22 protein-coding genes are annotated in these 24,945 nt (G+C 48.2%); 5 read left to right on the top strand and 17 right to left on the bottom strand.

The annotated features are described in order from the left end of the window. Nucleotides 1-433 precede the first annotated feature (433 nt). Complete coding sequence (locus SFV55_RS23400; protein WP_320031988.1) at nucleotides 434-1,039, top strand: hypothetical protein; 606 nt, start codon at nucleotides 434-436, stop codon at nucleotides 1,037-1,039. Nucleotides 1,040-1,301: 262 nt separating this feature from the next. After that, nucleotides 1,302-1,832: a hypothetical protein gene (locus SFV55_RS23395; protein ID WP_320031987.1), complete on the top strand. Its 531-nt coding sequence runs from the start codon at nucleotides 1,302-1,304 to the stop codon at nucleotides 1,830-1,832. Between the two features lie 165 nt (nucleotides 1,833-1,997). Here SFV55_RS23395 and SFV55_RS23390 read toward each other — a convergent pair whose 3' ends face one another. Both SFV55_RS23390 and dapF read right to left on the bottom strand, forming a co-directional pair. Further along, nucleotides 1,998-4,028 (bottom strand): T9SS type A sorting domain-containing protein, encoded by a 2,031-nt coding sequence (locus SFV55_RS23390; protein WP_320031986.1) that lies wholly within the window; start codon nucleotides 4,026-4,028, stop codon nucleotides 1,998-2,000. Nucleotides 4,029-4,375: 347 nt separating this feature from the next. Then, nucleotides 4,376-5,161 carry a diaminopimelate epimerase gene (gene dapF / locus SFV55_RS23385; protein WP_320031985.1) on the bottom strand — a complete coding sequence of 262 codons (786 nt, stop codon included), beginning with the start codon at nucleotides 5,159-5,161 and terminating at the stop codon, nucleotides 4,376-4,378. 82 nt (nucleotides 5,162-5,243) lie between these two features. On the opposite strand from dapF, the gene SFV55_RS23380 reads away from it, so the two are divergent. The 3 genes from SFV55_RS23380 (at nucleotide 5,244) to SFV55_RS23370 (ending at nucleotide 8,995) form a co-directional block, all read left to right on the top strand. After that, on the top strand, nucleotides 5,244-6,704 hold the full coding sequence (locus SFV55_RS23380; RefSeq protein WP_320031984.1) for a trypsin-like peptidase domain-containing protein: 1,461 nt from the start codon (nucleotides 5,244-5,246) through the stop codon (nucleotides 6,702-6,704). Between the two features lie 64 nt (nucleotides 6,705-6,768). Then, nucleotides 6,769-7,983 carry a T9SS type A sorting domain-containing protein gene (locus tag SFV55_RS23375; protein WP_320031983.1) on the top strand — a complete coding sequence of 405 codons (1,215 nt, stop codon included), beginning with the start codon at nucleotides 6,769-6,771 and terminating at the stop codon, nucleotides 7,981-7,983. A gap of 133 nt (nucleotides 7,984-8,116) precedes the next feature. Next, a complete protein-coding gene (locus SFV55_RS23370) occupies nucleotides 8,117-8,995 on the top strand; it encodes a dienelactone hydrolase family protein (protein WP_320031982.1) in 879 nt (292 codons plus the stop codon). Between the two features lie 213 nt (nucleotides 8,996-9,208). On the opposite strand, the gene SFV55_RS23365 is transcribed toward SFV55_RS23370, so the two are convergent. From SFV55_RS23365 to SFV55_RS23295, 15 genes are all read right to left on the bottom strand, one after another. Beyond that, nucleotides 9,209-10,426, bottom strand: a complete 1,218-nt coding sequence (locus SFV55_RS23365; protein ID WP_320031981.1) for a TlpA disulfide reductase family protein — start codon at nucleotides 10,424-10,426, stop codon at nucleotides 9,209-9,211. Nucleotides 10,427-10,431: 5 nt separating this feature from the next. After that, nucleotides 10,432-11,658, bottom strand: a complete 1,227-nt coding sequence (locus SFV55_RS23360) for a TlpA disulfide reductase family protein (RefSeq protein ID WP_320031980.1) — start codon at nucleotides 11,656-11,658, stop codon at nucleotides 10,432-10,434. 139 nt (nucleotides 11,659-11,797) lie between these two features. Further along, nucleotides 11,798-14,233, bottom strand: coding sequence for a glycoside hydrolase family 95 protein (locus tag SFV55_RS23355; RefSeq protein ID WP_320031979.1), 2,436 nt, complete (start codon nucleotides 14,231-14,233; stop codon nucleotides 11,798-11,800). Nucleotides 14,234-14,672: 439 nt separating this feature from the next. Then, a complete protein-coding gene (locus SFV55_RS23350) occupies nucleotides 14,673-15,230 on the bottom strand; it encodes a bifunctional nuclease family protein (protein WP_320031978.1) in 558 nt (185 codons plus the stop codon). 10 nt (nucleotides 15,231-15,240) lie between these two features. Then, on the bottom strand, nucleotides 15,241-15,456 hold the full coding sequence (locus SFV55_RS23345) for a hypothetical protein (RefSeq protein ID WP_320031977.1): 216 nt from the start codon (nucleotides 15,454-15,456) through the stop codon (nucleotides 15,241-15,243). A 4-nt stretch (nucleotides 15,457-15,460) separates the two neighbouring features. Continuing rightward, nucleotides 15,461-16,093, bottom strand: a complete 633-nt coding sequence (locus SFV55_RS23340) for an urease accessory protein (RefSeq protein ID WP_320031976.1) — start codon at nucleotides 16,091-16,093, stop codon at nucleotides 15,461-15,463. An 11-nt stretch (nucleotides 16,094-16,104) separates the two neighbouring features. After that, the gene (locus tag SFV55_RS23335; RefSeq protein WP_320031975.1) at nucleotides 16,105-17,271 is read right to left on the bottom strand and encodes a hypothetical protein; all 1,167 of its coding nucleotides are present in this window, start codon (nucleotides 17,269-17,271) and stop codon (nucleotides 16,105-16,107) included. A 1-nt stretch (nucleotide 17,272) separates the two neighbouring features. Beyond that, on the bottom strand, nucleotides 17,273-18,310 hold the full coding sequence (hypE, locus tag SFV55_RS23330; protein ID WP_413776731.1) for a hydrogenase expression/formation protein HypE: 1,038 nt from the start codon (nucleotides 18,308-18,310) through the stop codon (nucleotides 17,273-17,275). Between the two features lie 22 nt (nucleotides 18,311-18,332). After that, nucleotides 18,333-19,436, bottom strand: a complete 1,104-nt coding sequence (gene hypD / locus SFV55_RS23325) for a hydrogenase formation protein HypD (protein WP_320031973.1) — start codon at nucleotides 19,434-19,436, stop codon at nucleotides 18,333-18,335. A gap of 8 nt (nucleotides 19,437-19,444) precedes the next feature. Then, nucleotides 19,445-19,705, bottom strand: a complete 261-nt coding sequence (locus SFV55_RS23320; protein WP_320031972.1) for a HypC/HybG/HupF family hydrogenase formation chaperone — start codon at nucleotides 19,703-19,705, stop codon at nucleotides 19,445-19,447. A gap of 16 nt (nucleotides 19,706-19,721) precedes the next feature. After that, nucleotides 19,722-20,456 carry a hydrogenase nickel incorporation protein HypB gene (hypB, locus tag SFV55_RS23315; protein ID WP_320031971.1) on the bottom strand — a complete coding sequence of 245 codons (735 nt, stop codon included), beginning with the start codon at nucleotides 20,454-20,456 and terminating at the stop codon, nucleotides 19,722-19,724. Nucleotides 20,457-20,626: 170 nt separating this feature from the next. Continuing rightward, the gene (locus tag SFV55_RS23310; RefSeq protein WP_320031970.1) at nucleotides 20,627-21,079 is read right to left on the bottom strand and encodes a nuclear transport factor 2 family protein; all 453 of its coding nucleotides are present in this window, start codon (nucleotides 21,077-21,079) and stop codon (nucleotides 20,627-20,629) included. Between the two features lie 135 nt (nucleotides 21,080-21,214). Beyond that, a complete protein-coding gene (gene hypF / locus SFV55_RS23305; RefSeq protein WP_320031969.1) occupies nucleotides 21,215-23,485 on the bottom strand; it encodes a carbamoyltransferase HypF in 2,271 nt (756 codons plus the stop codon). Between the two features lie 10 nt (nucleotides 23,486-23,495). Continuing rightward, on the bottom strand, nucleotides 23,496-24,167 hold the full coding sequence (locus SFV55_RS23300) for a glycosyltransferase family 2 protein (RefSeq protein WP_320031968.1): 672 nt from the start codon (nucleotides 24,165-24,167) through the stop codon (nucleotides 23,496-23,498). A 3-nt stretch (nucleotides 24,168-24,170) separates the two neighbouring features. Then, nucleotides 24,171-24,944, bottom strand: coding sequence for a type III pantothenate kinase (locus tag SFV55_RS23295; protein WP_320031967.1), 774 nt, complete (start codon nucleotides 24,942-24,944; stop codon nucleotides 24,171-24,173). Between the last annotated feature and the right edge of the window lies 1 nt (nucleotide 24,945).

The raw sequence follows: 24,945 nt of genomic DNA, 5'->3' as shown, positions 1-24,945 counted from the left end.
GGTGTGTGTTTGTGTGTGATGGTGTGCGTGTGCCAATGGTGTGTCTAAGTCGCTCGTGGTAGCCTCAACTTTACGAAATTTTTAGCAAAGCAACTTCTAAATTCTCCCAAAAGTGTTGTTTTATTACAAAAGCAGGCATTTTCCTGACTTCTTTTTATTTTTAAACTAAGCTAAAAAAAATTTTTATCGCTTCTGGCCATTTTGCATGAATTTTTATAGCTGAATTGGGCAAAACGGAAAATTATATTCTAAAATACCGCCAATATTAACCATAAAAGATAGAGGTGACAATAGTTGGGGTAAAATAGCATCAAAACAGATCAATTTTGGCGTAGCGCAGCGACCCGTGGTGGCGTAATTTTGTCATTGTAAACACCCAAGCACAACTTTTCGATTTTAACCCAAACATTTAGTAAACACAAAAACTGTTGTTATGAAGGACATTTTAAAAACTACCGCCCGTCTTGTACTGCTTTCGGTTTTGTTCGTACTGCCTTTAGCCATGCAAGCCAAAATTGAGGATCCTTTTATCTCCATCAATACAATTGGTAGCGAGAAAAAAGTAAGCCTGGTACTGAAGAACCTTAAAACTCCAACCACTATCCGCTTGGAGAGTGCACTGGAAGGGGTTCTGTTGGAAGAAGAAATTACGAACACAGAATACGCACGGGTACTGAACCTGAACGAATTGTCCACAGGTGACTACAAACTGGTTGTAAATACTGGAGTTCGTGAAACCGAACAACCCCTCTCCATCACCAGAACTGGTTTGAGCCTGAACATCAACGACCGGAAGCTGTTTTTTGCTCCTGTGGTTAGATCGACCGGACAATTGCTGGATGTGAGCCTCTTGAACAACCAACTGACTACCTTGAAACTCAGAATTGAGGATGCTGAAGGAGTACTGGTTTTCGAAGATGAGGTACGCAACGTAGTCAAAGTGGAAAAGCGTTACAACCTGAGCAAGTTACCTGTTGGTGAGTACACTGTGGTACTTAGCGTTGGTGACAAGTCTTATGTCAAAACAATCCGCAAATAATCATATTGCGTAAAACATAGGTTCCATTTTCGGGGCATCAGATTTGAAATTTTTTCCCGGAATCTATGTAAAGAACTTGCGATCTGATGTAGGTTAAGGAAGCTGCAATCTTCGGGTTGTGGCTTTACTTTTTTTAGGGACTATGTAGTGGGGCAAAATGAGCACTTATTTTTTTACTGTCCCTATCCAATCTGTCTCCAGATTTCTTTTCCATTCCTAAAGTCTATTTTTTACCTTTGCCCGCTAACCAACTGATAGTCCTATGATCAAAAAAATTGCCTTCAGTCTACTCCTACTGGCCGCTTTAAGCGCCTGTAAAAACGATAAGAACGTAAAAGAAGCTGTTCAGGAAGAATTGGCGGCTGAGAAAACTGCTGTAGCAACTCCACCCAAAGAGGAAGCTTACCAAAAAGCCGCACAAATGCAAGAGCTCTTTGGCACCTTTGTGACTGCCAACTATCCAGATAAAGGCATTTGGAAAAAGGTAAGCATCAAATACGCTGGCCCGGAACGGGTAAAAGTGGAGATTACAGGCAATCCGCTGGAGGATGGGCGCCCATCCTGTGCGATGAGCGATATCGGAATTTTTCGCAATGGCCGTATCGAAATTCCCATTGAAAAAAAGGAAGACATGGCTGATGCTGATCGTACTCTGATGTTGTTACAACTGACCGACAAAGACAATATTGCGCTGCGCTCGAAGGGCACTCGCGATCAATATTGGATTGTTTTGTCGTTGTTCTGCAATGTGAATACTACGCTGGCTGATAATTACAAAAGAATTGAGGAGTAAACCTAGGTGCATCACCAGTTATTCCAAAGCGACTTATTGGCACAAAGTACACCAAGAAAACACAAAGGGCACAAAGTTAGACGTTGACGTCGCTTTGTGCCCTTTGTGTTTTCTTGGTGTACTTTGTGCTACTAAAAATGTGGCTTTAGGATACTATTCATCGCTTTATTCCACAATCAACTTCTCCGTCCAGCTCAAGTTTGGTAATTTTACCCTTACCAGGTACACTCCTTTCTGGAACTGATCTACCTGGAGCCGGTGTTGATTGATTCCTTGCACCATTGGTACCGATAAACTTTTGCTTACCTCGCGGCCACTCAGGTCGAAAACCTGAATCAATGCTTGACCAAGCTGATTCGACTCATATTCCAGGAAAGTTTCTCCCCGGCTAGGATTGGGATACAAACGAGGCTGTAAGAGTGTAGGTTGTTCAATCACCGAGATTTCAGCGCCTGTGAAACCAAGCACTTTGACCAATTGGCAAGTGCTGGCAGTGCCACAGGGGCTGGTTACTGTCAGGCAAATGCGCTGTGGGCCATTGGGTAAATTCACGGTGTCCACCGCTCCGCTGGTAACGAGGCCACTGCCAAAGTCCCAGGTATAGGTCGCGCTATCTTGTGCTTGCGCAGTTACAATTATCCGGCTGCCACTTTTGCTTACAGTAAAGTTTGCATTGGGCTTAGCGCAAGCTCCTCCCTGTGTGAGCAGGACGGTTTGGGTTTCGCTACCACAAGTGAAGGTGAGGATTTCCTGCCGGCTGCCGGGATCGTCCTTCCGGATTACACTCACTTTGGTGCTGCCATTGCCGGTTCCAGCGCGAGGCGACAGTTCCACCCAACTTATGGTTGGGCCACTACTCCAGGCTTTTGAGGCTTTGATGGTCAGGGTTTGGGGGGCGCCATTTCCAGTGAAATCCAGTACGTTAGGCACTACACTCAGGTTGCAGGGCACGGGATCACAGTTGAAGCTAATGTGGTAATTTCCCTGAGTCATGGCCATGCGTGCATCTACAACTACGTAATAAGTGCCAGCAGGTAAATCTTCCAGGATGGTACGTCGATTGCTGCCCGTTCCAAATTCCGGGCTGCGTCCCAAACAGAATGGAGCTTCAACCTTATTGATGGTGCGATTTACATTGTCACAAATTTCACCTTTTACAAGAGTCAAATACATGTCCTGACCCGGAGTGAGGATGTTCATTTCTACGAACAACTTGCTGGCCTTGTCCAACTTGATTTTGTAGACCCGGTCATTGCCTTCCGCATCAAACACTCCGGTACCACAGGAATAATTCCACACGTCGTTGCGCCCACCAATGGTGCTTTGGTTTTGTAACTTTTCTCCACATTTGACTGAAACCGCTTTTGTACACAAGTCGCGGAAGTCACAATCGACATTCAGTGTAAAGCGACCCCGGTCATAGTTGGTTTGGCCGTCGATGACAATCAGATACGTTCCCGCTTCCAGCTTGGCCACAATTTTTCTTTCCTTGTGGTTGTCTTGGGGTATCCAGGCTTGAGCGATACAGTCCGTTTTCTCCACCTTGTAATAAGGATGTTGAGAATCACATACATCTCTGATCAAGAACATGTCCAGATCAATCCAATTGTCCAGAATTTTCATGTCCAGACGCACCTCAGTGTATTCGGTTACCTCCAGGCGGTATACTTTTTCACCACTGTACAAATCAGACTGGTAACCAGAACAATTGTACAAAGTGAGGCGGTTTGGTTCCAGATTGTTGTTGCTGCTGATGTTGCTACCACAGAAAATCTTGGGAATATTGATGTCACAAATAGTGCCCTGTGTAGGAGCTGTTTGTACTTGGAAGCATTGGCTATCGGTGGTGTTGACATTTAGGCCCCCATAGAACTTCAGGCAATAGTTTCCAGGGTAATTCAGTCCCTGAAATGTACGGGTGAAGGTAAAGGGCGTAATGGCCTGTACACAAGGACCCGCACTTTGGATCACATTGAAATAAAGATTGAGGTTGTTGTTCGCCGAAACCGTTGCACCCTGGTAGCTCAGGCTATAACAAGCGTTGGGGAAATCCCCTTTAAGCTTTACAGTAAAAGGCTGACCTGCAACGGGTTGTGCTGGGTTGATTTCAATTTCACGAATCGTTTGGGCGTTCAGCCATGTCAGGCTAAACAGGAAACTCGCGAAGGTAATGAGGGTAGCTAGTTTGTTCCGCATTGGATAGAATTTGGTGATTAGTATGACTGCGGAGGGATGCGGCACAAATATAGCATATTTTGCCATACATCCCAAAAACGCGAAAGTCTTTTGTTTGACAAAATAAGACGGGTACAACGGGGAAAGGGTTTGGGGATAGTCTTGTTTTTTAGAAAGAATAATTTCCGACTTCGTCAGGTTTTCATATGTACAGTATTCCTGAGGTGTCCCTTAGATGTCTTAGATCTGTCGATTACCCACAAAACCACAGATTAGTTTTTTTGAAGCAGCTTCGCCGCTTATTTTTTCACCATCTAAGACATCTAAGAGACACTTCAGGAACATTCATTTTTGAAGGAATAGGTAGATTATATTTCGCCAGCAAAGACCAGCTTTGCCGGACCACACAACCACACATTGCTAAATCCCTGCTCAGTCGCCGTAAAACGGATTGCCATTTCGCCGCCCTTCACTTTGATGGGCACTTCATTTGGCCCTGGCGCACCACCCTGTTTTAAATGGTAAGCCAGTGCCGCAGCGGTTACACCCGTGCCACAAGCCAGCGTTTCATCCTCAACCCCTCGCTCGTAGGTCGCAATGCTCAGGCCTTCATCAGTGATTTGGGTAAAATTGACATTGGTGCCTTCAGCCCGAAAACGATCGTTGTAACGAATCGCCCGGCCCGCTTGTACCACGTCAATATCGCCTACTTCTGCCACAAAAGCAATATAGTGAGGTGAACCTGTATTGAGGAAGTAAAAATCGCTGCCCTCTTCTACATGTGTCACATCGATCATTTTTAGTTCCACCCATTCCGGATTATTAATCACGGCATCGTGGGGGCCATCCACCGCCAGGAAGTGGCAGGTATTCCCAATTGCCCCCAACTGGTGGGCAAAAGCTACTGTACAACGGCCACCATTGCCACACATGCTGCCTTCCCGGCCGTCGGCGTTGAAGTAGATCATTTCAAAGTCGTAGTCTGGATGGTTTTGCAACAAAATCAGCCCATCGGCACCAATACCAAAGCGGCGATGACAGAGTTGTTCAACCAAAGCCTGGTCTTCCCGGGCAATCCACTGTTGATTGCGCTGGTCGATCATGATAAAATCATTTCCAGCCCCCTGGTATTTGTAGAAAGGAATGCCTTGCATGTTGCACATTTATTTTTTATAAGTTGCAAAAGTTGCTAAAATGTTAGATTTTGTGAAGTATAGCCACTAATAAAATCACCACATGTTTAAAAAATATCTTCCGACTGTACTGGCTTCACTGTGTAGCGCATTGTTGGCAGTCGCCATTTATCGTTTGCTGGAAAAACCTCGGGAAGTCATCATTCGTGAACCCAATGACACAATATTCTCACGGAGTGTTGCCCAAGATGGGATTACCACGGGTAATGCAACCAGAGCCCTTTCTGCCGCGCCTACCGAGTTCACCAAGGCAGCAGGTATTGCTACGCCGGGGGTGGTGAATATTCAAAGTGTAAGTAGTGGAGGTAGGGATGGCCTTTCTTTTGATGATTTATTCGGTCGGGAGCGTTACCACCAGCGGGGCGCTTCCGGTTCGGGCGTAATCATTTCCAAGGATGGATACATCGTGACCAATCACCATGTAGTAGCCGATGGAGATAAAATCAGTGTGTCGTTCAGCAACAATCGCGAACTAAAAGCCACCCTGATCGGCAGCGACCCTTCCACTGATTTGGCCCTAATCAAAGTAGAAGCGGACAACCTGCCCTTTTTAACCTTTGGTAATTCCGATTCGGTGCAGGTGGGTGAGTGGGTTCTGGCGGTTGGAAACCCTTTTGATCTAGAGTCGACGGTGACCGCTGGTATCGTCAGCGCCAAAGGACGCAGCATTGATGTGCTGGATGCCCAGGATAAAATTGAATCCTTTATTCAAACCGATGCCGCAGTAAATCCTGGCAACAGTGGTGGCGCACTAGTCAACACTGAAGGAGCGCTGATCGGCATCAATACCGCCATTTTAACCCAATCCGGGCAATACGAAGGTTATTCTTTTGCGGTCCCAGCCAACCTGGCCCGCAAAGTCATAGGGGATTTAAAAAACTACGGCATTGTGCAACGCGGGCTCATCGGCATTCGCATTGAAGATGTCAATAGCGAACTGGCCAAAGACTTAGGGCTCAATCAGGTAGAAGGCGTGCACATCACTGGCGTAACCCCAGGTAGTGGCGCCGCCGATGCAGGCTTGCGCAGAAATGACGTCATTCTGCGGGTCAACGGGGTAAAAACGGCCACTATGCCTGAATTACAAGAACAGGTAGGTCGCTACTCTCCTGGCAATGTGCTCAAAGTGGAATACGTCCGCAATGGCAAAAAATCTGTTGCCCGGGTAACCCTCAAAAACCGCAGCAACCGCACCAGCATTGTAAATGGGGAAGACCTAAAGTACCTGCAAAAACTCGGCATGGAAGTCCGCCCGTTGAATGCCCGGGAGCGCCAAATCCTGAAAATAGAAACTGGGGTGAAAGTAACCAGTGTTTTGCGGGGAAGTACCATCGACCGTACCAACCTCAAACCCAATTTTATCATCACCCAAGTCAATGGGCGTAGAGTGTCTACTGAAAGTGATTTGGTGGCTGCACTACAAAAAGCGGGCAAGGAAGTAAAATTGAAAGGGGTTTACGAAAATGTGGATGAACCCTATTTTTATGTTTTTCATGCAAAATAATCCATCAAACCAAAACAACTTGATGGACCTAGGAATACGTCCATCAAGTTTAACACCATCCAATATGACCCAAAAACTCTACTTAAGCCTTTGTTTTTTCTTTGTTCTGTGGAACACCCAGGCTCAAATCTCGCTGACCCGCAATGATTTTACGATTTCGAGCAATCGGGCAGATACCATCCTCACCCAGGCGATGCAGCGCAAGGGACTCCTGCTACCCAAAGGGGGAAACAATCAATTCTGGGATTATTCAAGCCTGCAAGATTCAGCCCTGGCGCCCAGTCGTTTTGTAACTTCTGTATTGGAACCCTGGGCCATTCCCTTTGATTTTCCAAATTCAACCGGTGCCTATACGGCCACCTACAGCTTTGGCCCATTTCGTGTTTCGAACAACTTCCAGTTTGAGCGCTACGGAGACGATGGTTACTCCATCCAGGGCACCATTTTTGCCGGGGGGCGTTTTCCATTGCAGAGTTTTACGGGTTTCGCAACGGACTCGGTTGTGTTGTTCCCCAAGGTGGACAATTACACGAACAATCCACTTTATTACTACAAATTCCCTTTGACTTCTACCAGCAAACAGACCTGGAATTACCGGAATGTGATCAATTTTCAATTGACTGTTGCATTGGTGGGTTTGAATCGGGCACCTGGTCAAGTAGTTACCAACGAATTCAAACGTGATTCTACCATCGGTTGGGGTACCTTGCGCATGCGCAATCCCAAGGGCGGTAGTGCGCTGGATTTTGCCGTACTTTTGGTGGAAACGGCTGAGGTATCCAGGGATAGCTTCTATCTCTCTGGAGGGCCAGCTCCCGGCCTCTTGTTAGGGGCATTGGACTTGGAACAAAACGCAGTGCGCCGAAATACAAGTTATAATTTTTACGGCGCTCGTTTTGCCTCAGCCATCTTGAGTGCATCGCTGCGCAATGATACCTTGGCCAGGGTAACCCGTAGCATCAACCCCGTGCGTGGCCTGGTTACGGATTTGCCGGACGTAAAAGAACTGAAGGTCCAAACCAAATTGTACCCCAATCCCAGCCCTGGTGAGTTTTACCTGGAATTTGACAAAACTGAAGCTGCTGATTGGGATATCCTGATTTACGATACACAAGGACAAATGGTCGCTTTGGAACGCATCAGTGCACCCAGTGGACCAATCAAACAGCAGATTCAACTCCAACCAACCTTGAGCAATGGAACCTATTTTTACCACCTACTCGACCAACGTTCTTTGATTAGGAGCAGTGGAATATTTATTTTAGCGAAAAGCGAATAGCGAAAATCGAAAAGTAGCTTGAACCATGGGCAAACTTTAATGTTTCGTCAAATTAGTTAATGGCGAAAGGCAAATGGTGAATTATTTTTCGCTATTCGCTATTCGCTTTTCGCTTATCACTCAAAAAATTACAATGAATTACTTCATCCTCTCCTCCCTTTCGGTTATCATGAGTTTGCTGACGGTATTTCAACCGATGCAGCGCCGGGTAGCCCTGACCAACCCAATGGAAATGCCCATGCCGATGTGCCACAACACTGGCGACGGAATGGCCGCATTTGTTGATGATCCCAAGTTTGTGGCCTTGCACCCGGCCCCGCTGCCGCTGGATTATGCTGAATTGGGCAGCAGTGTCAGCTTCAAAACGCCGGATGGAAAAACGGCAAACGGCTACATGATCAAAGCCAAGAAGAAATCGAACAAGTGGCTGTTTGTGTACCAGGAATGGTGGGGCCTGAACGATTACATCAAGCGCCAATCGGATATTTTTTACAACGACCTTGGCGGCTCCGTAAACGTGATCGCGCTGGACATGTATGATGGCAAAGTAACCGCTGACCCCAAAGAGGCTGGCACATTCATGCGTGGCGTACAGGAAGTGCGCCTGGAAAGCATCGTAAAAGGTGCGGTGATGATGGCGGGCAAAAAGGCCAAAATTGCCAATGTTGGCTGGTGCTTCGGCGGCGGCTGGTCTTTGAAGTCGGCCATCCTGGGCGGCAAACAAACAGTTGGTTCCGTGATGTATTATGGCATGCCCGTACAGGATGTTGAAAAACTCAAAACTTTGAACACCGATGTGTTGGGGCTTTTCGCCACGGAAGAGTACATCTCCAAAAAAGTCATCGAAGATTTTGCGGCCAATATGAAAACGGCGGGTAAAAATTTGACCTACAAAATTTTCGCTGGCGTGCACGGCTTTGCCAATCCGAGTAACCCTAAGTACGATGAGGCGCTCTCGAAAGAGGCGTATGGGATGGCGCTGGGGTACTTGAAGCAGAAATTCGGGGTGTAAGGACTCAAAGAACTATAAGTCATTTTAGCGTATTTCTGCTGTGGTGATTCCTTGAGTGCCTTAGGTTTCTTAGGTGGTGAAAGAGCTCCTTGCGGAGCAAGTTTTTTTCACCACCTAAGAATCTTAAGAAACCTAAGACTCACCTCAGATTATGAATCAAAAATATTGGGTTGTAAAGCGGGGGTGCAAAAAATTGAAATCATATCAACTGTTTCAATTCCCCCGAATAATCTCCTCGATTTTCTCCCAATTCCCCGCCGGATTCCCCGTCCAGCGCACCTTCATTTCCGAGTCCAGCAACACCGCATAAGGCACACTTTTTTTAGGGTTTAAAAAAGCATTGAGTAAATTTCCTGCATAGGCCTGGCTCCAATTCATGTTGTACTTTTTGATAAAACCTTCCACATGTTCGGCTCGATTGTCTCCTCTATTCAGGCTGATGACTTCCAATACCGCAGCATGTTCTTCTTGAAAAGCCCGCACTTTGGGCATCTCCCTCAGGCAAGGCCCACACCAGGTGCCCCACAAATCCAGGAGTAGGAATTTGCCCTGGTCTTTTTTGCTGTACAAATTAATCGGGGTTTTAGATTGGATGGGATAAAATGAAAAATCAGGCACGATCGGATTTTGTTCCAAAACTTTCCCTTGCAGGTGTTGATTCAGTCGTTCATCGGCATACTGCAAACTGTCGAGCGTACCAAAATCAAGACTGCGCAAACGCGGCAAAATGGGGGCAATAGGGCCTGGAATAATCCGGCGTAGGATCCGCTCAGTGCCTCCTTTGGGAGAGGTGTAGAGGGTTCTGAGGATCATACCTTGTGGCGCAAAAAGGGTATTGAGGTGATAAGGTAAAACTTGCTCCTTTGCATAAGGTATCTCTTCCGTGAGCCAATAAAGGTCGGTTCCGCCCAGTTCAGGATATGAGCTAGGAAGCTCATAGGCCATACACTTGTAACCCAGGATGTTTTCCTTCAATTTGGGCAAACGTTGGAGTTTGGAGTAGTCCTTTTTGAACCAGGAACTGACTTTGATTTTATCCCGCCAGTTGGGATCATCGGTATATTTTTCAAAAAGATCTTCAATCTCCTTGGTTTTGCCAAGAACCAATCGGCTTCCTTCCGCCAGGTTAATTACTTCTGCCTGAAATCCAGCTTGAAAATCGATATTTGATATTGTGGTTTCGTTGTTGTAATAATTTTCAGTCCAAACACTGTCGCCTTTGATGTAATAACGCAGGCGGAGTGAGTCCGCACGGAAGGGCTTGATGGTTTCTTCAGACCAGCCAAGGTTTTTAAATCCTTCCAGGGTCTTTTTGTGGTATTCAGGGTCGTGTTTAAAAATGACGGTGTACTCCAAAATTCCTTCAAAAGCCTGAGCACTCAAGCAATGGCTCAGCCCAACCATGATGCATACAATGGCTAATGTTCTCATGCTATTTATTTTAGTTTTTCTTCCAAAAAAGTGCGGATTTGCTCCAAGCTCAAATCAGGTTTGCCCAGCTGTACAATCTTGCGATCCCGATCCAGGAGCAACATTGCCGGATAGGCCTGTTCGGTGTTGATCAGGTCATGCAATTGGTGGGAGGCAAAGCCTTGAGGCCAGCCGGGTTCATGTTTATCCAGCACTTTTTGGACCTTGTTAAAATCGGTGTCAGCATAATTGAGGGATATGATTTCAAAACCAGGGAAATCATCCTTGAGTTTTTGTAGCTCGGGAAAGGCTTTGACGCAAGGACCGCACCAGGAGGCCCAAATGTCAATCAAGGTGTAGGCCGCTTTTGAACATATCGAATCGATCGAAATGCTTTGACCCGCATCAACGGAGCGAAATGCAAAACCGGACAACAACTGCCCTTCTCTCAAACTATCCTTGCTCAGGGTTTGGTTTTCGGGCAAATTGGCATAGGAGCGATTCAAGCCATTTTGGGTGGCCAAAAGTTCATTGATTTTTTGTTGGATGGAAAAATGATCCAGCGAATCGATGCGCTTTAATTCCAGGATTTCAGTGTGCTTAAACAACTGAGCGAAGTCGCTTTCAGTTTTTACAATCAGATTTCCCCAGAAAAAAAAACGCCCTTGACCAGGTGGAAGCGGGAATTTGACCTTCTCAGCGGGTAGCATCCAATGCCTGGCAGAGGAATTGTATTGCGGGAAAAATTCGTCCCAAACTTCACAAACATATTCCCCTACTTTTTCCTTGTTTTTTACTTTTTTGAGGTTTTCATTTTTTTTACGCCAATCTTCAATGGTGATTAAACCTTTGCCTAAACTATTGTCAACCGTTTTTTGCATGATCCGGAGATCCATAAAACTGGTTTTACCATTTTTTAGGTTGATAAGCCCATTTTTTCCCCCAAATGCGATGCCTACCTTATCTGAAAAAATGCCATCATGCCAGATCAGAGAAAGCGTAGAGTCCAAATGGAGATAGGTGACTATTCGTGAGGAGTCTGCGTAAATGCCTCGGATTAAATCCTCACCATCATCCCATTTACCAATTGTTGCCAAAGATTTTTCCTTGGCAGCTTGTTTTTCGCTTACCGAAGCAACCTGATTATGGCGAGTGTATTCAAAAACAAAGGTCTTAGGCGACACTTGGGCGCGTCCAGTCTGTAATATGCACAGTAGCATGCAGCAGCCAATAATTGTCTGGTATAATTTCATAGCATTGAAGGTTAAGTGTTTGTTTGATGTATATTGTTTTGGCAGTTAATTCAAATATACCAAAAACAAAATACTTTCGCAAGGGTTAAACACTTCCCTTCAATTTTTCAACATTTGTTTTGTGGGTTTCAGACTACCCTTACATCGGTTTTACCACATAAACCTTTCCCTTCTCCGTAGCAAAACTCAAAGAACCATCATCCAGTGATTGGGCCTTGACCTTTTTGCCATTTTGAGTCACCTGAAAAGCCCCTTTGCCTGGCAGCACCCGGCATTCCAAGCCAGCTTTTGACAAAACCTGCAATTCCTGTAACTTTCCATTCTGCCAGCTAAAATCCAGCTGGAAACCACCGCGGGCACAAACGCCCTCCATCCGGCCACTGGCCCAGGCAGTAGGTAAGGCAGGCAGGAGGTGAATCCGCCCTTCATGCGATTGCACCAGGGCCTCCACGACTCCCGCCGCAACGCCAAAAGAACCGTCCACCTGCATGGGGGTGAAACATTTGGCAAAAAGCTGCGGGTAAGCCTGGTCTTTCAGGTAGCCCTTGAAGATTTTTTCCAAACGATTGCCATCGTACAACCTGGCCCAAAGACACATTTTCCAGGCGCGTGACCATCCAGACGATTCATCGCCGCGCTGCTCCAGTACTTTTTTGACGGGTTCTACCAGGTTCGGGGTGCGCCAGCTCGAAATCACCTTGCCGGGGTAAAGTCCGTAAAGGTGGGAATAATGGCGGTGGGCTTTTTCCAGCTGGCCCCAGTCTTCGGTCCATTCCTGCAGGGCGCCGTCCTTGCCAATTTGGGGCGGCGGGAGGCGTTTGCGGGCAGCGGCGACTTTGGCGGCAAAGTCGGCATCCACTTGCAGCACGGCAGCAGCTTCCGTATAGTACCCAAATAAGTCGGACAAAATTTGCATGTCGATCGAAGAGCCGTAACAAATGGTGGTGCCGGGAAGGATCATCCCCGTCACTTCATCGTAATAAGGTTGATTGCCTGGGCTGGCCGGGAAGTTTTCGGGTGAAGTGGAAGGATTGGTCACCAACCACTTTTTATCCGGTGTTTCCACCAAAAAATCCATAAAAAACTGCACTGAACCCTGTATCAGCGGATACACCTCCCGCAAATACTCCCGATCCTGGGTGAAGAGGTAATGCTCCCACAAGTGGGTACAAAGCCAGGCACCGCCCGTGGTAAAGGTGCCCCAGGTGGGCCCATCCATAGGAGCGGCGACGCGCCAGAGGTCAGTGTTTTGGTGAAAAACCCAACCCCGGCAGCCATAATGCTCACGCGCGACCTGGGTACCTTGATCCACCAGTTCCTTGACCATTTTGGTGAGTGGTTCTATGCACTCGCTGAGGTTACCCGTTTCGACGGGCCAGTAGTTCATCTCGGTGTTGATGTTGGTGGTGTATTTGGAATCCCAGGCGGGGTTCATGTCGTTGTTCCAGATGCCCTGCAGGTTGGCGGGTTGGGTGCCCGGGCGTGAGGAGGCGATCAGGAGGTAGCGGCCAAAATGATAACACAAAGCGGCCAGGCTGGGGTCGGGCGCGGTTTGAATGCTGAGCATCCGTTCGTCGGTGGGCAAAAAGGATTGCTGAGTATTTTCCAGTTGCAGGTTGCTTCTTTGGAAGTATTGCTGGTGGTCTTTGAGTGCAGCGGCCTGGATTTGAGGATAGGTTTTGCCTTGCAGGTTTTTCCACACCGCTTCTACCTTGGCGTGTGGGTCGGCGCTGACGTCGTGGTAGTTGACAAAATTGGTGGCGGCGCTAAAGTAGAGGGTGACAGATTTGGCGTTTTCCACCCAAAGGTCGGCGTCGTCGGTGCGTACAGCCCCACCTTCGGCTACAACTTTGAGTTGGGCTTCGAAGCGGATTTGCCCGTCAATGCCCAGATAATCGGAGGATCGGCCTTTGAGCATGAGGCCATCCTGGCCGTTGGGGTCCATGGTGAAATAGTCGGTGCCGTAGTTGGAGTGAGCGGGATTGCGCACGCCGCGCAGGTTGGCTTTGAAGCTGATTTTTTGGTCGCTGGCTGTAATGCGCAGCACCATCACTTGATCGGGCGCCGATACAAAGGCTTCGCGGCGGTACGTTACATCCCCGATGCGGTAGGAAACGCCACTGATGCCGGTTTGTAAGTCCAGCCAGCGCTTGTATTCACTCATGGTGCCGTTTTCAGGAAAAAAGAGGTGCAAATTGGCCAGGCTCTGGTATTTCTGTTGCTCCACCGGGTAACCCATCAGGCGACGGCCAAAGAGGTTGTGCGCCTTGAGCATCTTGCCCGCAAAAACGAGTTGCTGGATTTCGGGTAAAACGGCTGCGCCGTTCTTCACTACGGTGGAATAAGGCCCACCCGTCCAGTATGTTTCTTCGTTGAGCTGGATACGCTCTTCGCCGTTTTTGCCAAATACCATCGCACCGATGCGGCCATTGCCAATGGGCAGGGCTTCTTCCCATTTTTGGGCCGGGGCGCTGTACCATAAGGTGGTGGCGGGGTTGAAACTGCTGCTTTCTTGGGCCGGAAGAAGCTGAGATACTAAACTGAAAAGGAGGATGAAGTGGAGAGAGTAGCGCATGAATTTGGTTTTTTGGTATGGAACCTAAAGCTAGGGTATTTGTGGGGAAAAAATAAATTGCGCTGGAATTGGAATGAGATAAATAATTTCCAGCATTCCGGTGCTCTGTACCTTGGAAATCGTGCTTTGGTTTTGGGCTATTGCCGTTTCGCGGCTATGCCGCTGGGCGGGGAGTAAAGTTGGTTAATTGGTTTTAGGGCTGCTTGAGGCCGAATTTCAATTGCTACGTAGGCTGGTTGGGTGGCAGTACGGATCAAGTAAGGAAAGATTGAAGCGGTAGAATGGAGCTTTGGTAATTACTCAGGCTGAGCGGACCAGCGGCGTAGCCGCGCAATGTCGATAGGGGGCTGGGCAGTGGGAGAGGTTTGAGGTGCCGCACCGGAACTTCAACCTTGATTGTAAACCTCATTTTTGTCGCAAGGTTTAAACTTGGTTACCTTCACCCATTCCTTTTATCAATATAATTCCGAATCCGCGCCGCGCTCTCATAATCCTCCTTTTCAATCACTTTTGCCAGCAGATCTTCCAACTCTTCCAGGCTGTATTCTGCCAGTGAACCCTTGCGTTGGTGCGGCAAAAACACTTCCGTCAAAAAACCGGCCTCTTCCACCACATTGTCGTAGGTGTAAATGGGTACGTTGCAACGCACCGCCAGGGCGATGGCATCGGAGCAGCGGGCGTCCAGCATAATCTCCACTTCCGTTGAAGACTTCAAGATGAGTTGCGCGTAAAAAATACCATCGATCAGGCTGTGGATCAAAACCTCTTCCAACTTCGCCCCCAGTGCAGTCAACATCGACACAAAAAGGTCGTGGGTCAGTGGCCGGGCCGGTTGCATTTGTTCCATAACAATGGCTATCGATTGCGCTTCCGCCGCACCGATGATCACAGGAATCCGGCGGCGGGTTTCCAAATCTTCCAGGATCAGGGCAAAATTTCCCGGGTGGGAGTCACTTGTTGAGAGGGCGGCTACACCCAGTTCGCGCTTTGTTGTCATGTATTGTTTTTCAAGCCATTTTTATAAACTGACACAATTCTTCTACACTGGCAAAAGGAGCAACCACCAGGCCTTCCGAGCGCAGCTTATAAATGCCATTGGCCTCTATTTCAACACTGTAATCATTTTCCAGTTCGAGAAACTTTCCATTGTCGGTAAGAACTACAATGCTCTGTTCCTGAAAAGCTTGCAACAATTGTTCTTTGGAGGTACTTGTTTCATTCATGGCTTCAGTTTGACATCAAGTTTTCCCAAATGACTTTTCCTCCCACAATCATACACAACAAGGAGGACAAAAGGGTAAAACGCCAGCGCCAAGGCCCCGCATCCGCAAGTTTTTGGGAAAAAGGCAGGCTGAATACCCCCGAAGCCAGCAGCATCCCGGCGATGGAACCCATCCCAAACACCAGCAGGTAGAGTACCGCGGGCAAGGCCTCTTTGATTTCGGTCATGACCAGTAAAACCAAGGCTCCACTTCCGGCCAGGCCATGCACCAGTCCAACGCCATAAGCCAAACGGTGGTCATGCGCTTGCAGGTGGTGGTGCTGGTCGGCGTGCCACTTCTCGTGTTCCCAGGTTTTGCGGATGCGCTGGACGCCCAGCACCACCAGCATCACCCCTACCCCAGCCTCGAAGAAATGAAAGGTTTGTTCGGAGATACCTAGTTTTGCCAAAATCATCAAAACGCCGATAATTAGGATGGTTGAAGTATGCCCCAATCCCCAATAAATTCCGTCTTTGAGAGCCTCCCAGATCGTTTTGCGCCGGGTTACAATATTGCTCACCGCCAACAAGTGGTCGATTTCAAAGGCATGTCCGAAACCAACTACTGCTGCAAAAAACAAAGGGAGTGCATTGATCATACGGGTCGATTTTAGCGTTGAGCAATTGAAGCATCGAGGAATTGAGCAAAAATAATCCGATGGTTCCCGGTATCTGCAATGGCCACTCGCTGCCCATCTACACTGATGGAAAAAGGCCAGTACAGGGATTTTTCCGTCCCAAATAAAGTATCCATGTTTTCACTGCCCATGTTGAAATGAGGCTTACCAATCAGGCTTTGCGCTTTGGCATTGTTTTCCGGCGGCAAAGCTTCAAAACAGAGCACCCGGCTGTTGCCGGTATCGGCCACCAGGATTCCTTTTTGGTAAAAAACGGCGTCATAGCACCAACTCAGGGTATTGGCCTGTGGAAATAATCCGTATTGGTTCATCCCATTGCTGTCCAGATCAGCTTGCCCAATAATCAATTCGGCTTTCTGGGACAACGCATTTTGCCAGTTCCGCCAAATCAATACCCGATAGTACTGTGTATCGGTGATCGCCATTTCGCCATTTGGGCCAATTTTGACGGCGTAGGGCCAGATGGCGTCCTGGTGTTCGTAGTCGCGTTCGTCAAAAGTCGCTTTGCCAATCACAGCGTCGGCAGCAGAATAATTTTCCATTGGGATTTTTTCAAAAAACAAAACCCTACGGTTACCCGTATCGGCAATCCATAGGCTTGCACCATCGCTGAATACGCCATAGGGCCAGTACAAGGATTGAGCAGTGGGCGCTGTGCCGATGCCTATGACGTTGGGTTGATTCTGAAAAAAATCAGGTTGGCCCAACACCACGTCAGCTGCTTGGCCGTCGTGTTGTGGCCAGGTATGCCAGATGAGTACGCGGTGGTTCCAGGCGTCGGCCACGATAAGCCGCTCACCATCAGACCAAAGGCCAGAAGGATATTGTAAGGTAGCAGCTGAAACGGTAGCGCCCGAGTTGCGCCCAGTGGCGTCCATGTCAAGTTGACCCAACACCAAATCTGGCTCCGCTTGCTCCGGCAATTGGCTGGCCTTGTGCCAGATAAAAACCCGGTTTTGCCCAGTATCGGCTACCAGAAGGGTATCTTTTACGAGGCATACGCCCCGTGGCGCCAGCAGTGGATTGTCGGGCGCGCCTTTGAACATGCGCTCATCCTGCACCACCGCAGGTACACTCGGCACATTGGTGGGCAGTCCGGTACCTGCCTTGAGGGTGATGTTCAGTGCGCCGTACTCCATGTCAACAAATTCGGGGCAATTGCTCGCCCAAAGGCATGTTCACGACCCTTTTACCCCCAATCGAACTGTGTAGAATGACTTGTTTCGGATGTGCTTCTACCACCTCGCCGATGATGGCCGCCTGCGCACCATTTTCATCTGCTCGCAGCATTTCCAGGGCAGCATCTGCCACTTCTGGTGCCACAAAGGCCATAAAAATGCCTTCATTGGCCACATACAAGGGATCGAGCCCAAGTAGCTCGCAGGCGCCATAAACGTCTTCAGCGACGGGTAGTTGTTTTTGCCAAATTTCTACACCCAGGCGGGTGTCGCGGGCCATTTCGTTGAGCACTGTGGCCACACCACCACGGGTGGGGTCGTGCAACAAGTGAATTTTTTCACCAAACCGATCCAATAAACGAGCTACGGTATGGTTGAGGTTGACGGTATCACTTTGAATTTCGCTGTCGAATTGCAGGCCTTGCCGCAAACTCAGGATCGCGATACCATGCGCGGCGATGTTGCCGCTGATGAGGATCCGGTCGCCTACCTGTACCCGGGATTTACTGATTTGAGCCTTTGTGTGTAAGGTGCCGATACCGGAAGTATTGATGAAGATTTTATCGCCCTTGCCGCGCTCCACCACTTTGGTGTCTCCGGTGACGATTTGTACACCAGCACGCTCCGCGGCAAATTTGATGCTGACCAGGATTTTCCAAAAGTCTTGCATCATCAGCCCTTCTTCGATGATAAAGGCCAGGGACAAATAACGTGGAATGGCACCACACATCGCCAAATCGTTGACCGTGCCGTTGACTGCTAGTTCACCAATATTGCCTCCAGGGAAAAAAATGGGAGAAACAACGTAGCTATCAGTAGAAAAGGCCAATGGTCCTTGCAACGTGAAGGTAGCACCATCGTGGTGCTGATCCAGGTATTCGTTTTTCAACAGGTCAAAAACCCCTGTCTCCAACAGTTTGTTGGTGAGCAGCCCTCCGCTGCCATGCCCCAGGGTGATCACCTCAAAGTCGAGCTGAGGCATAGGGCATTGCAATTCCATTTTAAGTTTTTCCATTGCGTTGTTATGCAGATACTTCTTCCATGGCCTGTGAAAAATGGTAATAGGCGGCACAGGCACCTTCGCTGGATACCATTGGTGCGCCCAGTGGCATCTGAGGTGTACAGCCGCGACCAAATTGAGGACATTCCTGCGGTTTTTTGATGCCTTTTAGCACCAGGCCGGCAATACATTCGTCACTCTCCGCGACTTTTTCGATGTTGACATTGAACTTGATGTTGGCATCATAAGCGACATATTCAGGGCGTACTTCGTAGCCGCTCATAGGAATTACGCCGATTCCGCGCCATTCCCGGTCTGCAATGGTAAAGACCTGCTGGATGACTTTTTGGGCTTCGGGGTTTCCTTCGGGCCTGACCACCCGGCTGTATTGGTTTTCCAACTGGTGTTCTCCTTTTTCCAATTGGCGGATGGTCATCAGAATGCCTTGCGCCAAATCCACGGGTTCAAACCCAGTCACAACTATCGGAATTTCATATCGATCTACCAAGGGGTAATACTCGTCAATGCCCATGATGGTACATACGTGACCTGCGGCCAAAAAGCCTTGAATGTTAGAATCCGGGTCGTTCATCACCGCTTCGATGGCGGGTGGGACCAACACGTGAGAAGCCAGAATTGAATAATTCGGTACTCCTGCGCGCTGTGCATGGATGACCGATAAGGCATTGGCGGGAGCGGTAGTTTCAAAACCTACTGCAAAAAAGACGACCTCTCGGTCTGGGTTTTCCTGAGCAATTTTGACGGCTTCAAGGGGCGAATACAAAATCCGGACATCCGCGCCACGGGCTTTGGATTCCAGCAGACTGCGCTTGGAGCCAGGCACCCGAATCATGTCGCCGTAAGAACAAAGGATTACCCCTTTTTCTTCAGCGAGGTAAACCGCTTTATCAATCAAATTGAGTGGAGTCACACAAACCGGGCAGCCAGGGCCGTGGATCATGCGCACTTCAGGGGGGAGCATATTGAGGATGCCATTTTTGACCAAACTGTGGGTTTGGCCGCCACATACTTCCATGATGGCCCAGGGGCGGGTCACGGTTTGCCGAATCTCTTCGAGATACTGGGCTACCATATCGGCATCGCGGTATTCACTGACGTATTTCATGGCTGTGGTTATAAGTGTGATCCTGGGACAAGTTCATCCAGTTCGCCAATTTCCTCGAGGTAGGCAAAGGTCTTTTGAGCTTCCTCTTCATCAACAAGGCTGATGGCTACACCCACGTGAACTAGGACGTAATCACCTTCCTTAGCATGAGGCAACATTTCCAAACTAGCTTCTTTTGAAATGCCTCCAAACTGCACCTTCGCCATGCGGACCAAGCCGCCGTATTGCATTTCAATGGATTTGATCTTTCCAGGTATTGCTAAACACATGCTGATTGGTTTTTGACTAGGCTAAAACGGTTGTTTTTGTTGACATTGCCTTCTTTGCAGCTACCCGATCCATTACCCATTCACACCAGGCATCCAAGCCTTCGCCGCTGGTGCTGGAGATGGTCAGGGTTTCGAGATTGGGGTTCACGTCCTGCGCATCTTTGATGGCCGCCTCGACCGAAAACGGCAAGTAGGGCAACAAATCGGCTTTGGATAAGAGCATCAATTCGCTGGTGAGGAACATGCGGGGATACTTTTTGGGTTTGTCGTCGCCCTCGGTAGTCGCTAGCAAGGTTACCCGATAATCCTCGCCCAAATCAAAGGATGCGGGGCATACTAAGTTACCCACATTTTCGATAAAAAGCAAGTCAAGGCCATCCAATTCAATGGATTGCATGGCCTGCCAAATCATTTGGGCTTCCAGGTGGCAAATGCCTCCAGTTACGATTTGTAGGGCTTCGATTCCGGTTTGGCGGATGCGGTCAGCGTCCCGCTCAGTATCCAAATCACCTACCAAGACTGCCATTTTCAGCTTGCTACTCAAGCGTTTGGCGGTCTCCTGCATCAGGGAAGTTTTGCCACTTCCGGCGGAGGAGGTGATGTTGATCAAGAGGATATTGCGCTCGGCGACCGATTTGCGAATGGCATCTGCTACAAAATCATTGGCTTGGAGCAGGTGCATGGTGGTGTTGTCACAAGCGACAGTTCCACGGGCATTTTTATTGGACTTCGGGACTCTCAAATGTTCCATGATCTGATGTATTTTGAATGGAACCGCTTACCCGTATACAAAATCAGGTAGGATTCTTGCGAAAGCTACTATTAAAAATCGAGATTAGAAAAAATTTTCTAAAAATAAAACTGGATTTACTAAAATTTTAGATGGGTAAGGAAAGAACTGGAGCTGTTTTAGGTAGCCTTCTATTTTTTCTCATCCGGCTTGGGATACGGCCGCCAGGTGTAACTTTTTTGTACAATTTTCCAGGAGCCCTGGTATTTCATCAGCAAAAAATAATCGGTAAAAATCCGCCAATTGGGCACGACGATTTCAGCTTTGGCTGAAGCAGCATCTTTTTCGTAATCGATCGAAATGATACGCCCAATGCGGTTGGCTTTTTCTCCTGGTTTAAAACCTTTGATGTAAGCTTCGCCAGAGCGCGTCATGAGTGTGTCGGCAGTAATGGTGTATAGATTGAAGTTGGGGTGAAAGGCTTTGCGCAGGCGTTCGGGCTCACCGTTGGCGGTGCCTTCGATGTAGTCCATGAGCGTGGCAGTGATTTGTTCAAATTCAGACTTGCTGTTTTCGGCTTGGGCTTGAGCGTTTAAGCCGCTACAAAGCATCAGGCAGATGGCCAGGATTGGGAGTGATTTCATCGTCGTGGTGTTTTGAATGGTACAATCAGTAAAAACTGTACTTCAAAATACAGCCCTAGCATCGAAGTACCTATACAAAGGTTGGAAAATAGTCAATTGAGGGGGTTAAAGGTGGGTTATTGCAATTTGGCAGGCTTATTTCGCTGCTCTAACTTGTAGCTCAAAAACAGCCACCTGCCCCAACGCCACCCCCTCATCATTCGGCGAAACCTCCTCATGAAAGTAAAGCTGAAACCCTGACAATTGACTCAACGCCAAATCCACCAACAGGTTATTCTGCCATACCCCTCCCGAAAAGGCAATGCGTCGCACCTGCTCAGCTACCGCCATTGTTTTTATAAGCTCAATCAGCGAAAAATGGAATTTGAAGGCGATGAGGTTTATGGGCAACCCAGCTTCTACATCAGCCTTGATTTGTAAAAGCAAATATTGAGGAGAGGGTTGAGTATCAAAAATATAACTATCCGGCGTAGGGTTATCGCCTTGCCAATACGTCCAGGCCAGTTCTTCCAGTCGCAGCGCCGCTTCTCCTTCGTAGGTTTGAACATCCATAATGCCCAACAGAGCTGCCACCGCGTCAAAAATGCGCCCCATGCTGGAGGTTTGTACCACATGCTTTTTCTGCCACAAAACCTGATAATTCGACCATTCCGCAGCGCTGAATTTAGGTTCCAGAAACGAATCCGGCCCCAAAATAGCAAATGCCGCCAGCCGGGGCTCCCGGGCCATTTTATCCCCCATAAAATACGGAAAGTATTGAAAGTGGCTTTTGCGCTGAAACTGCTTTTGCTGGTACACAAAAAACTCGCCACCCCAAATTTGGCCATCTTCACCCAGCCCTACCCCATCCCAAATGACTCCGAGCACAGGTTCCATTTTATCCAATAAATCATGCTCTGCCAAAACAGCTCCAAAATGCGCCAAATGGTGCTGAATCGGTACGACAGTTAGCCCTCGTGCTTCGGCCATTTCTCGCCCCAATTGACTGGAGGCATAGGCCGGGTGTAAGTCCACCAAAATATGTGTAGGTTCCACTTGCAGGGTGTTCAGCAAGTGTTGCAGGGTGAGTTGGTAGTTTTGCTGCGTATCAAAATCCTCCAAATCTCCCAGGTATTGCGAAAGGTATAGGTTGTTTTGATGGGTAAAAGCAAAGGTACTTTTGAGCAGTGCGCCCATGGCCAGGAGGCCATTTTGGGGTTGAAAATGGGGTAATAGCAAAGTAGGCGCCAAACCGCGCGAACGGCGAATTACAATTTTCTGCTGCTGCATGGGGGTAAAAGCCAACACACTATCGTCCTGCGGCACCACAATCTCGCGATTGTGCAAAAGTATCCCATCTGCAATGTCGCTTAATCTTTCCAGCGCCTCCTCATTGGTATACGCAATAGGGGTATGGCTAAGGTTGCCACTGGTTGCTACCAGAGGTCGCCCCAAAGCAGTACTGATCAACTCCAACAAGGGTGCATAAGGCAACATCACCCCTAAGCGGCGCAATCCAGGCGCAAGGAGCGCAACTTGAACCCCACTTTTGGGTTGTGATTGCAGGGGCAAAAGAACTATCGGTGCTACTGAACTTTGTAGGGCTGCCACTGCTTGCGGAGATAAGACCACATCAGATGCCAGGCATTCCAGGTTGGGATGCAACAAGGCAAAAGGTTTGCTGGGGCGTTGTTTGCGCTGCCGTAACAAATTGATCGTACTGGCATTGGTGGCATCAGCCAACAACAAAAAACCACCGATGCCTTTCACTGCAACTATTTTCCCAGCATCCAATGCGGTAATGGTAGCTTGAAGGGCCGCTTCATTGTTTTCCAGCGCCTCGTTTTTGCCCTCAACATACTTTAGCTGGATGCCACAAGTTGGGCAAGAATTGGTTTGTGCATAATAGCGCCGATTCAAGGGATCATCATACTCAGCCTGACAAGTGGGGCACATCTGAAAACCCCACATGGTTGTTAGTGGGCGGTCGTAAGGTAAACCTGTGATGATGGAATAACGTGGCCCACAATTGGTGCAGGTGATAAAGGCGTATTGGTAGCGAAAATTTTGAGCTTGATGCAATTCATTCTTACAATCAGCACACAAAGCAAAATCGGGAGTCAACAATAACTGAGGTGTGCTGAGTCTTTCGCTGGCGATGATGCTGAAATCGGGAAAGGTTTGCAAAGGTAAAACTTGCTGATGAACAGTGGTGATCCGGGCCAAGGCTGGCGCTTCGGCTACAACCCTTTGAGCAAAATGCTGAACGGTATCTAAGGCTCCACTCAACTCAATGTGCACCCCATCCACTCCATTGTTGACCCAACCTTTGAGCCCCATTTCCAGTGCCAGGCGGTAAACAAAGGGACGGAATCCTACACCTTGTACTTGTCCCTGAATGTGCAAGTGCAGCGCTTGTTCAGGCATAGGAGAGGAATCAATTGTTCAATTGTTTTTCAAATTGTACGGTGATGCTATCCTCCGTTCTGCAGTACACCATCGTTTTATACTCAGGTTCGGTTAATTTTTGCGTAAAAAAACGCTGTTCCTCAATTCTGGTGAAGAGATCGGTATCGTTTCCAAACGCAATATTGCGATACCCACCAACCGTCCTAAAGGCTACCGTTTTACCAAAAAAACTACCATTTACACTGCAATCATTCAGGTTTATTCTTCGGCTGGGATTGGTTCTATCTACTACGAATTCATCACCGATTACGACAATTCCCCCGTGTAAAAAATCTACTTCGGGATGAGCTTTTAAATATTGAAGTCGGCTCTCGATGTGATTGGGCAAGTAATAATCATCCGAATCCAGAATACACACATATTCTCCCGCGGCCATTGCGAGTGCTACATTCAGGCTCAGGGATTGCCCTCGATTGCTGTGTCGGCTATAGCGAATCCGGTTATCGGCGAGCAGGTATTTTTGGACTACCATCAGGGTCTCATCGCTGCTACCGTCATCAATGATGAGGTGCTCCCAGCTGTTGTACGTTTGCGCAATAACCGATTCGATACAAGTTGGCAGCAGTTTTTCACGGTTGAAGGTGGCCGTCAGGACACTGACTTCCGGAGTGGTAGATGGATAAACTTGTAGATTTTTCATACGTTATTCGCTACGCTGGGTTTCGGCAATGATACGCAGTCCTTCCAAAGTCAACATCGGATCAATATGCTGAAAATCTGCTTGCAAAGGAGTAAGAATAGAAGATAAACCTCCGGTGGCTACCGCAATGTACTGCTCCCCTACTTCACGTCGGATTTCAGCCAACATGTGCCGCACCAAACCAACATAGCCAATCAAAATGCCGCTTTGAATGGCGTGTTCAGTGTTTTTCCCAATTGGTGTTTGTGGAAGGGTAAGCGGCACTTCGGGCAATTGGGCCGTTTTTTGAAACAGTGAAGCAATGGCCGTTTTTAGCCCCGGAGCAATGGCCACTCCTAAAATATGGCCCTCCCCCGTGACAGTGGTAAAAGTAAGCGCGGTTCCAAAATCCACCACAATACAATCCTGCTGATACAAATGATGGGCCGCAACTGCATTGGCCAATAAGTCAGTGCCAATTTCATTCGGACGGTCAATTTGTAATTTCAACTTCGGGTAAATCGGCGGAGCAACTTTGAGGGCTGGCTGGCCAAAGAGATGTTCGGCGATGTGTAAAAAAGACTGGGTCAACTGGGGCACTACACTACTCACCACCACCCTTGGCCGAGGCCCCAGCAGCAGGCCCGCTTCCATCAACAGATCAGCCAATCTTTTTTCATAAAACAAAGCTGCATCTGCCTCAGTAATGGTGGGGATACGCCAGACCTGCGACCAGGAATTGCCATCGTGTAATGCGACCACTACGTTGCTATTGCCAATATCAATTGCAAGAACCATA

The organism is Haliscomenobacter sp., from assembly GCF_033763495.1.
Lineage (GTDB): Bacteria > Bacteroidota > Bacteroidia > Chitinophagales > Saprospiraceae > Haliscomenobacter.
The sequence above is the reverse complement of the archived record's forward strand: the minus strand, read 5'-3'. Positions and strand labels throughout refer to the sequence as shown.

Bases quoted from the DNA above. Each gene is read 5' to 3' on its own strand.
- SFV55_RS23400 (WP_320031988.1), top strand. From the start codon at position 434: ATGAAGGACATTTTAAAAACTACCGCCCGTCTTGTACTGCTTTCGGTT.
- SFV55_RS23395 (WP_320031987.1), top strand. From the start codon at position 1,302: ATGATCAAAAAAATTGCCTTCAGTCTACTCCTACTGGCCGCTTTAAGC.
- SFV55_RS23390 (WP_320031986.1), bottom strand. From the start codon at position 4,028: ATGCGGAACAAACTAGCTACCCTCATTACCTTCGCGAGTTTCCTGTTT.
- dapF (WP_320031985.1), bottom strand. From the start codon at position 5,161: ATGCAAGGCATTCCTTTCTACAAATACCAGGGGGCTGGAAATGATTTT.
- SFV55_RS23380 (WP_320031984.1), top strand. From the start codon at position 5,244: ATGTTTAAAAAATATCTTCCGACTGTACTGGCTTCACTGTGTAGCGCA.
- SFV55_RS23375 (WP_320031983.1), top strand. From the start codon at position 6,769: ATGACCCAAAAACTCTACTTAAGCCTTTGTTTTTTCTTTGTTCTGTGG.
- SFV55_RS23370 (WP_320031982.1), top strand. From the start codon at position 8,117: ATGAATTACTTCATCCTCTCCTCCCTTTCGGTTATCATGAGTTTGCTG.
- SFV55_RS23365 (WP_320031981.1), bottom strand. From the start codon at position 10,426: ATGAGAACATTAGCCATTGTATGCATCATGGTTGGGCTGAGCCATTGC.
- SFV55_RS23360 (WP_320031980.1), bottom strand. From the start codon at position 11,658: ATGAAATTATACCAGACAATTATTGGCTGCTGCATGCTACTGTGCATA.
- SFV55_RS23355 (WP_320031979.1), bottom strand. From the start codon at position 14,233: ATGCGCTACTCTCTCCACTTCATCCTCCTTTTCAGTTTAGTATCTCAG.
- SFV55_RS23350 (WP_320031978.1), bottom strand. From the start codon at position 15,230: ATGACAACAAAGCGCGAACTGGGTGTAGCCGCCCTCTCAACAAGTGAC.
- SFV55_RS23345 (WP_320031977.1), bottom strand. From the start codon at position 15,456: ATGAATGAAACAAGTACCTCCAAAGAACAATTGTTGCAAGCTTTTCAG.
- SFV55_RS23340 (WP_320031976.1), bottom strand. From the start codon at position 16,093: ATGATCAATGCACTCCCTTTGTTTTTTGCAGCAGTAGTTGGTTTCGGA.
- SFV55_RS23335 (WP_320031975.1), bottom strand. From the start codon at position 17,271: ATGGAGTACGGCGCACTGAACATCACCCTCAAGGCAGGTACCGGACTG.
- hypE (WP_413776731.1), bottom strand. From the start codon at position 18,310: ATGGAATTGCAATGCCCTATGCCTCAGCTCGACTTTGAGGTGATCACC.
- hypD (WP_320031973.1), bottom strand. From the start codon at position 19,436: ATGAAATACGTCAGTGAATACCGCGATGCCGATATGGTAGCCCAGTAT.
- SFV55_RS23320 (WP_320031972.1), bottom strand. From the start codon at position 19,705: ATGTGTTTAGCAATACCTGGAAAGATCAAATCCATTGAAATGCAATAC.
- hypB (WP_320031971.1), bottom strand. From the start codon at position 20,456: ATGGAACATTTGAGAGTCCCGAAGTCCAATAAAAATGCCCGTGGAACT.
- SFV55_RS23310 (WP_320031970.1), bottom strand. From the start codon at position 21,079: ATGAAATCACTCCCAATCCTGGCCATCTGCCTGATGCTTTGTAGCGGC.
- hypF (WP_320031969.1), bottom strand. From the start codon at position 23,485: ATGCCTGAACAAGCGCTGCACTTGCACATTCAGGGACAAGTACAAGGT.
- SFV55_RS23300 (WP_320031968.1), bottom strand. From the start codon at position 24,167: ATGAAAAATCTACAAGTTTATCCATCTACCACTCCGGAAGTCAGTGTC.
- SFV55_RS23295 (WP_320031967.1), bottom strand. From the start codon at position 24,944: ATGGTTCTTGCAATTGATATTGGCAATAGCAACGTAGTGGTCGCATTA.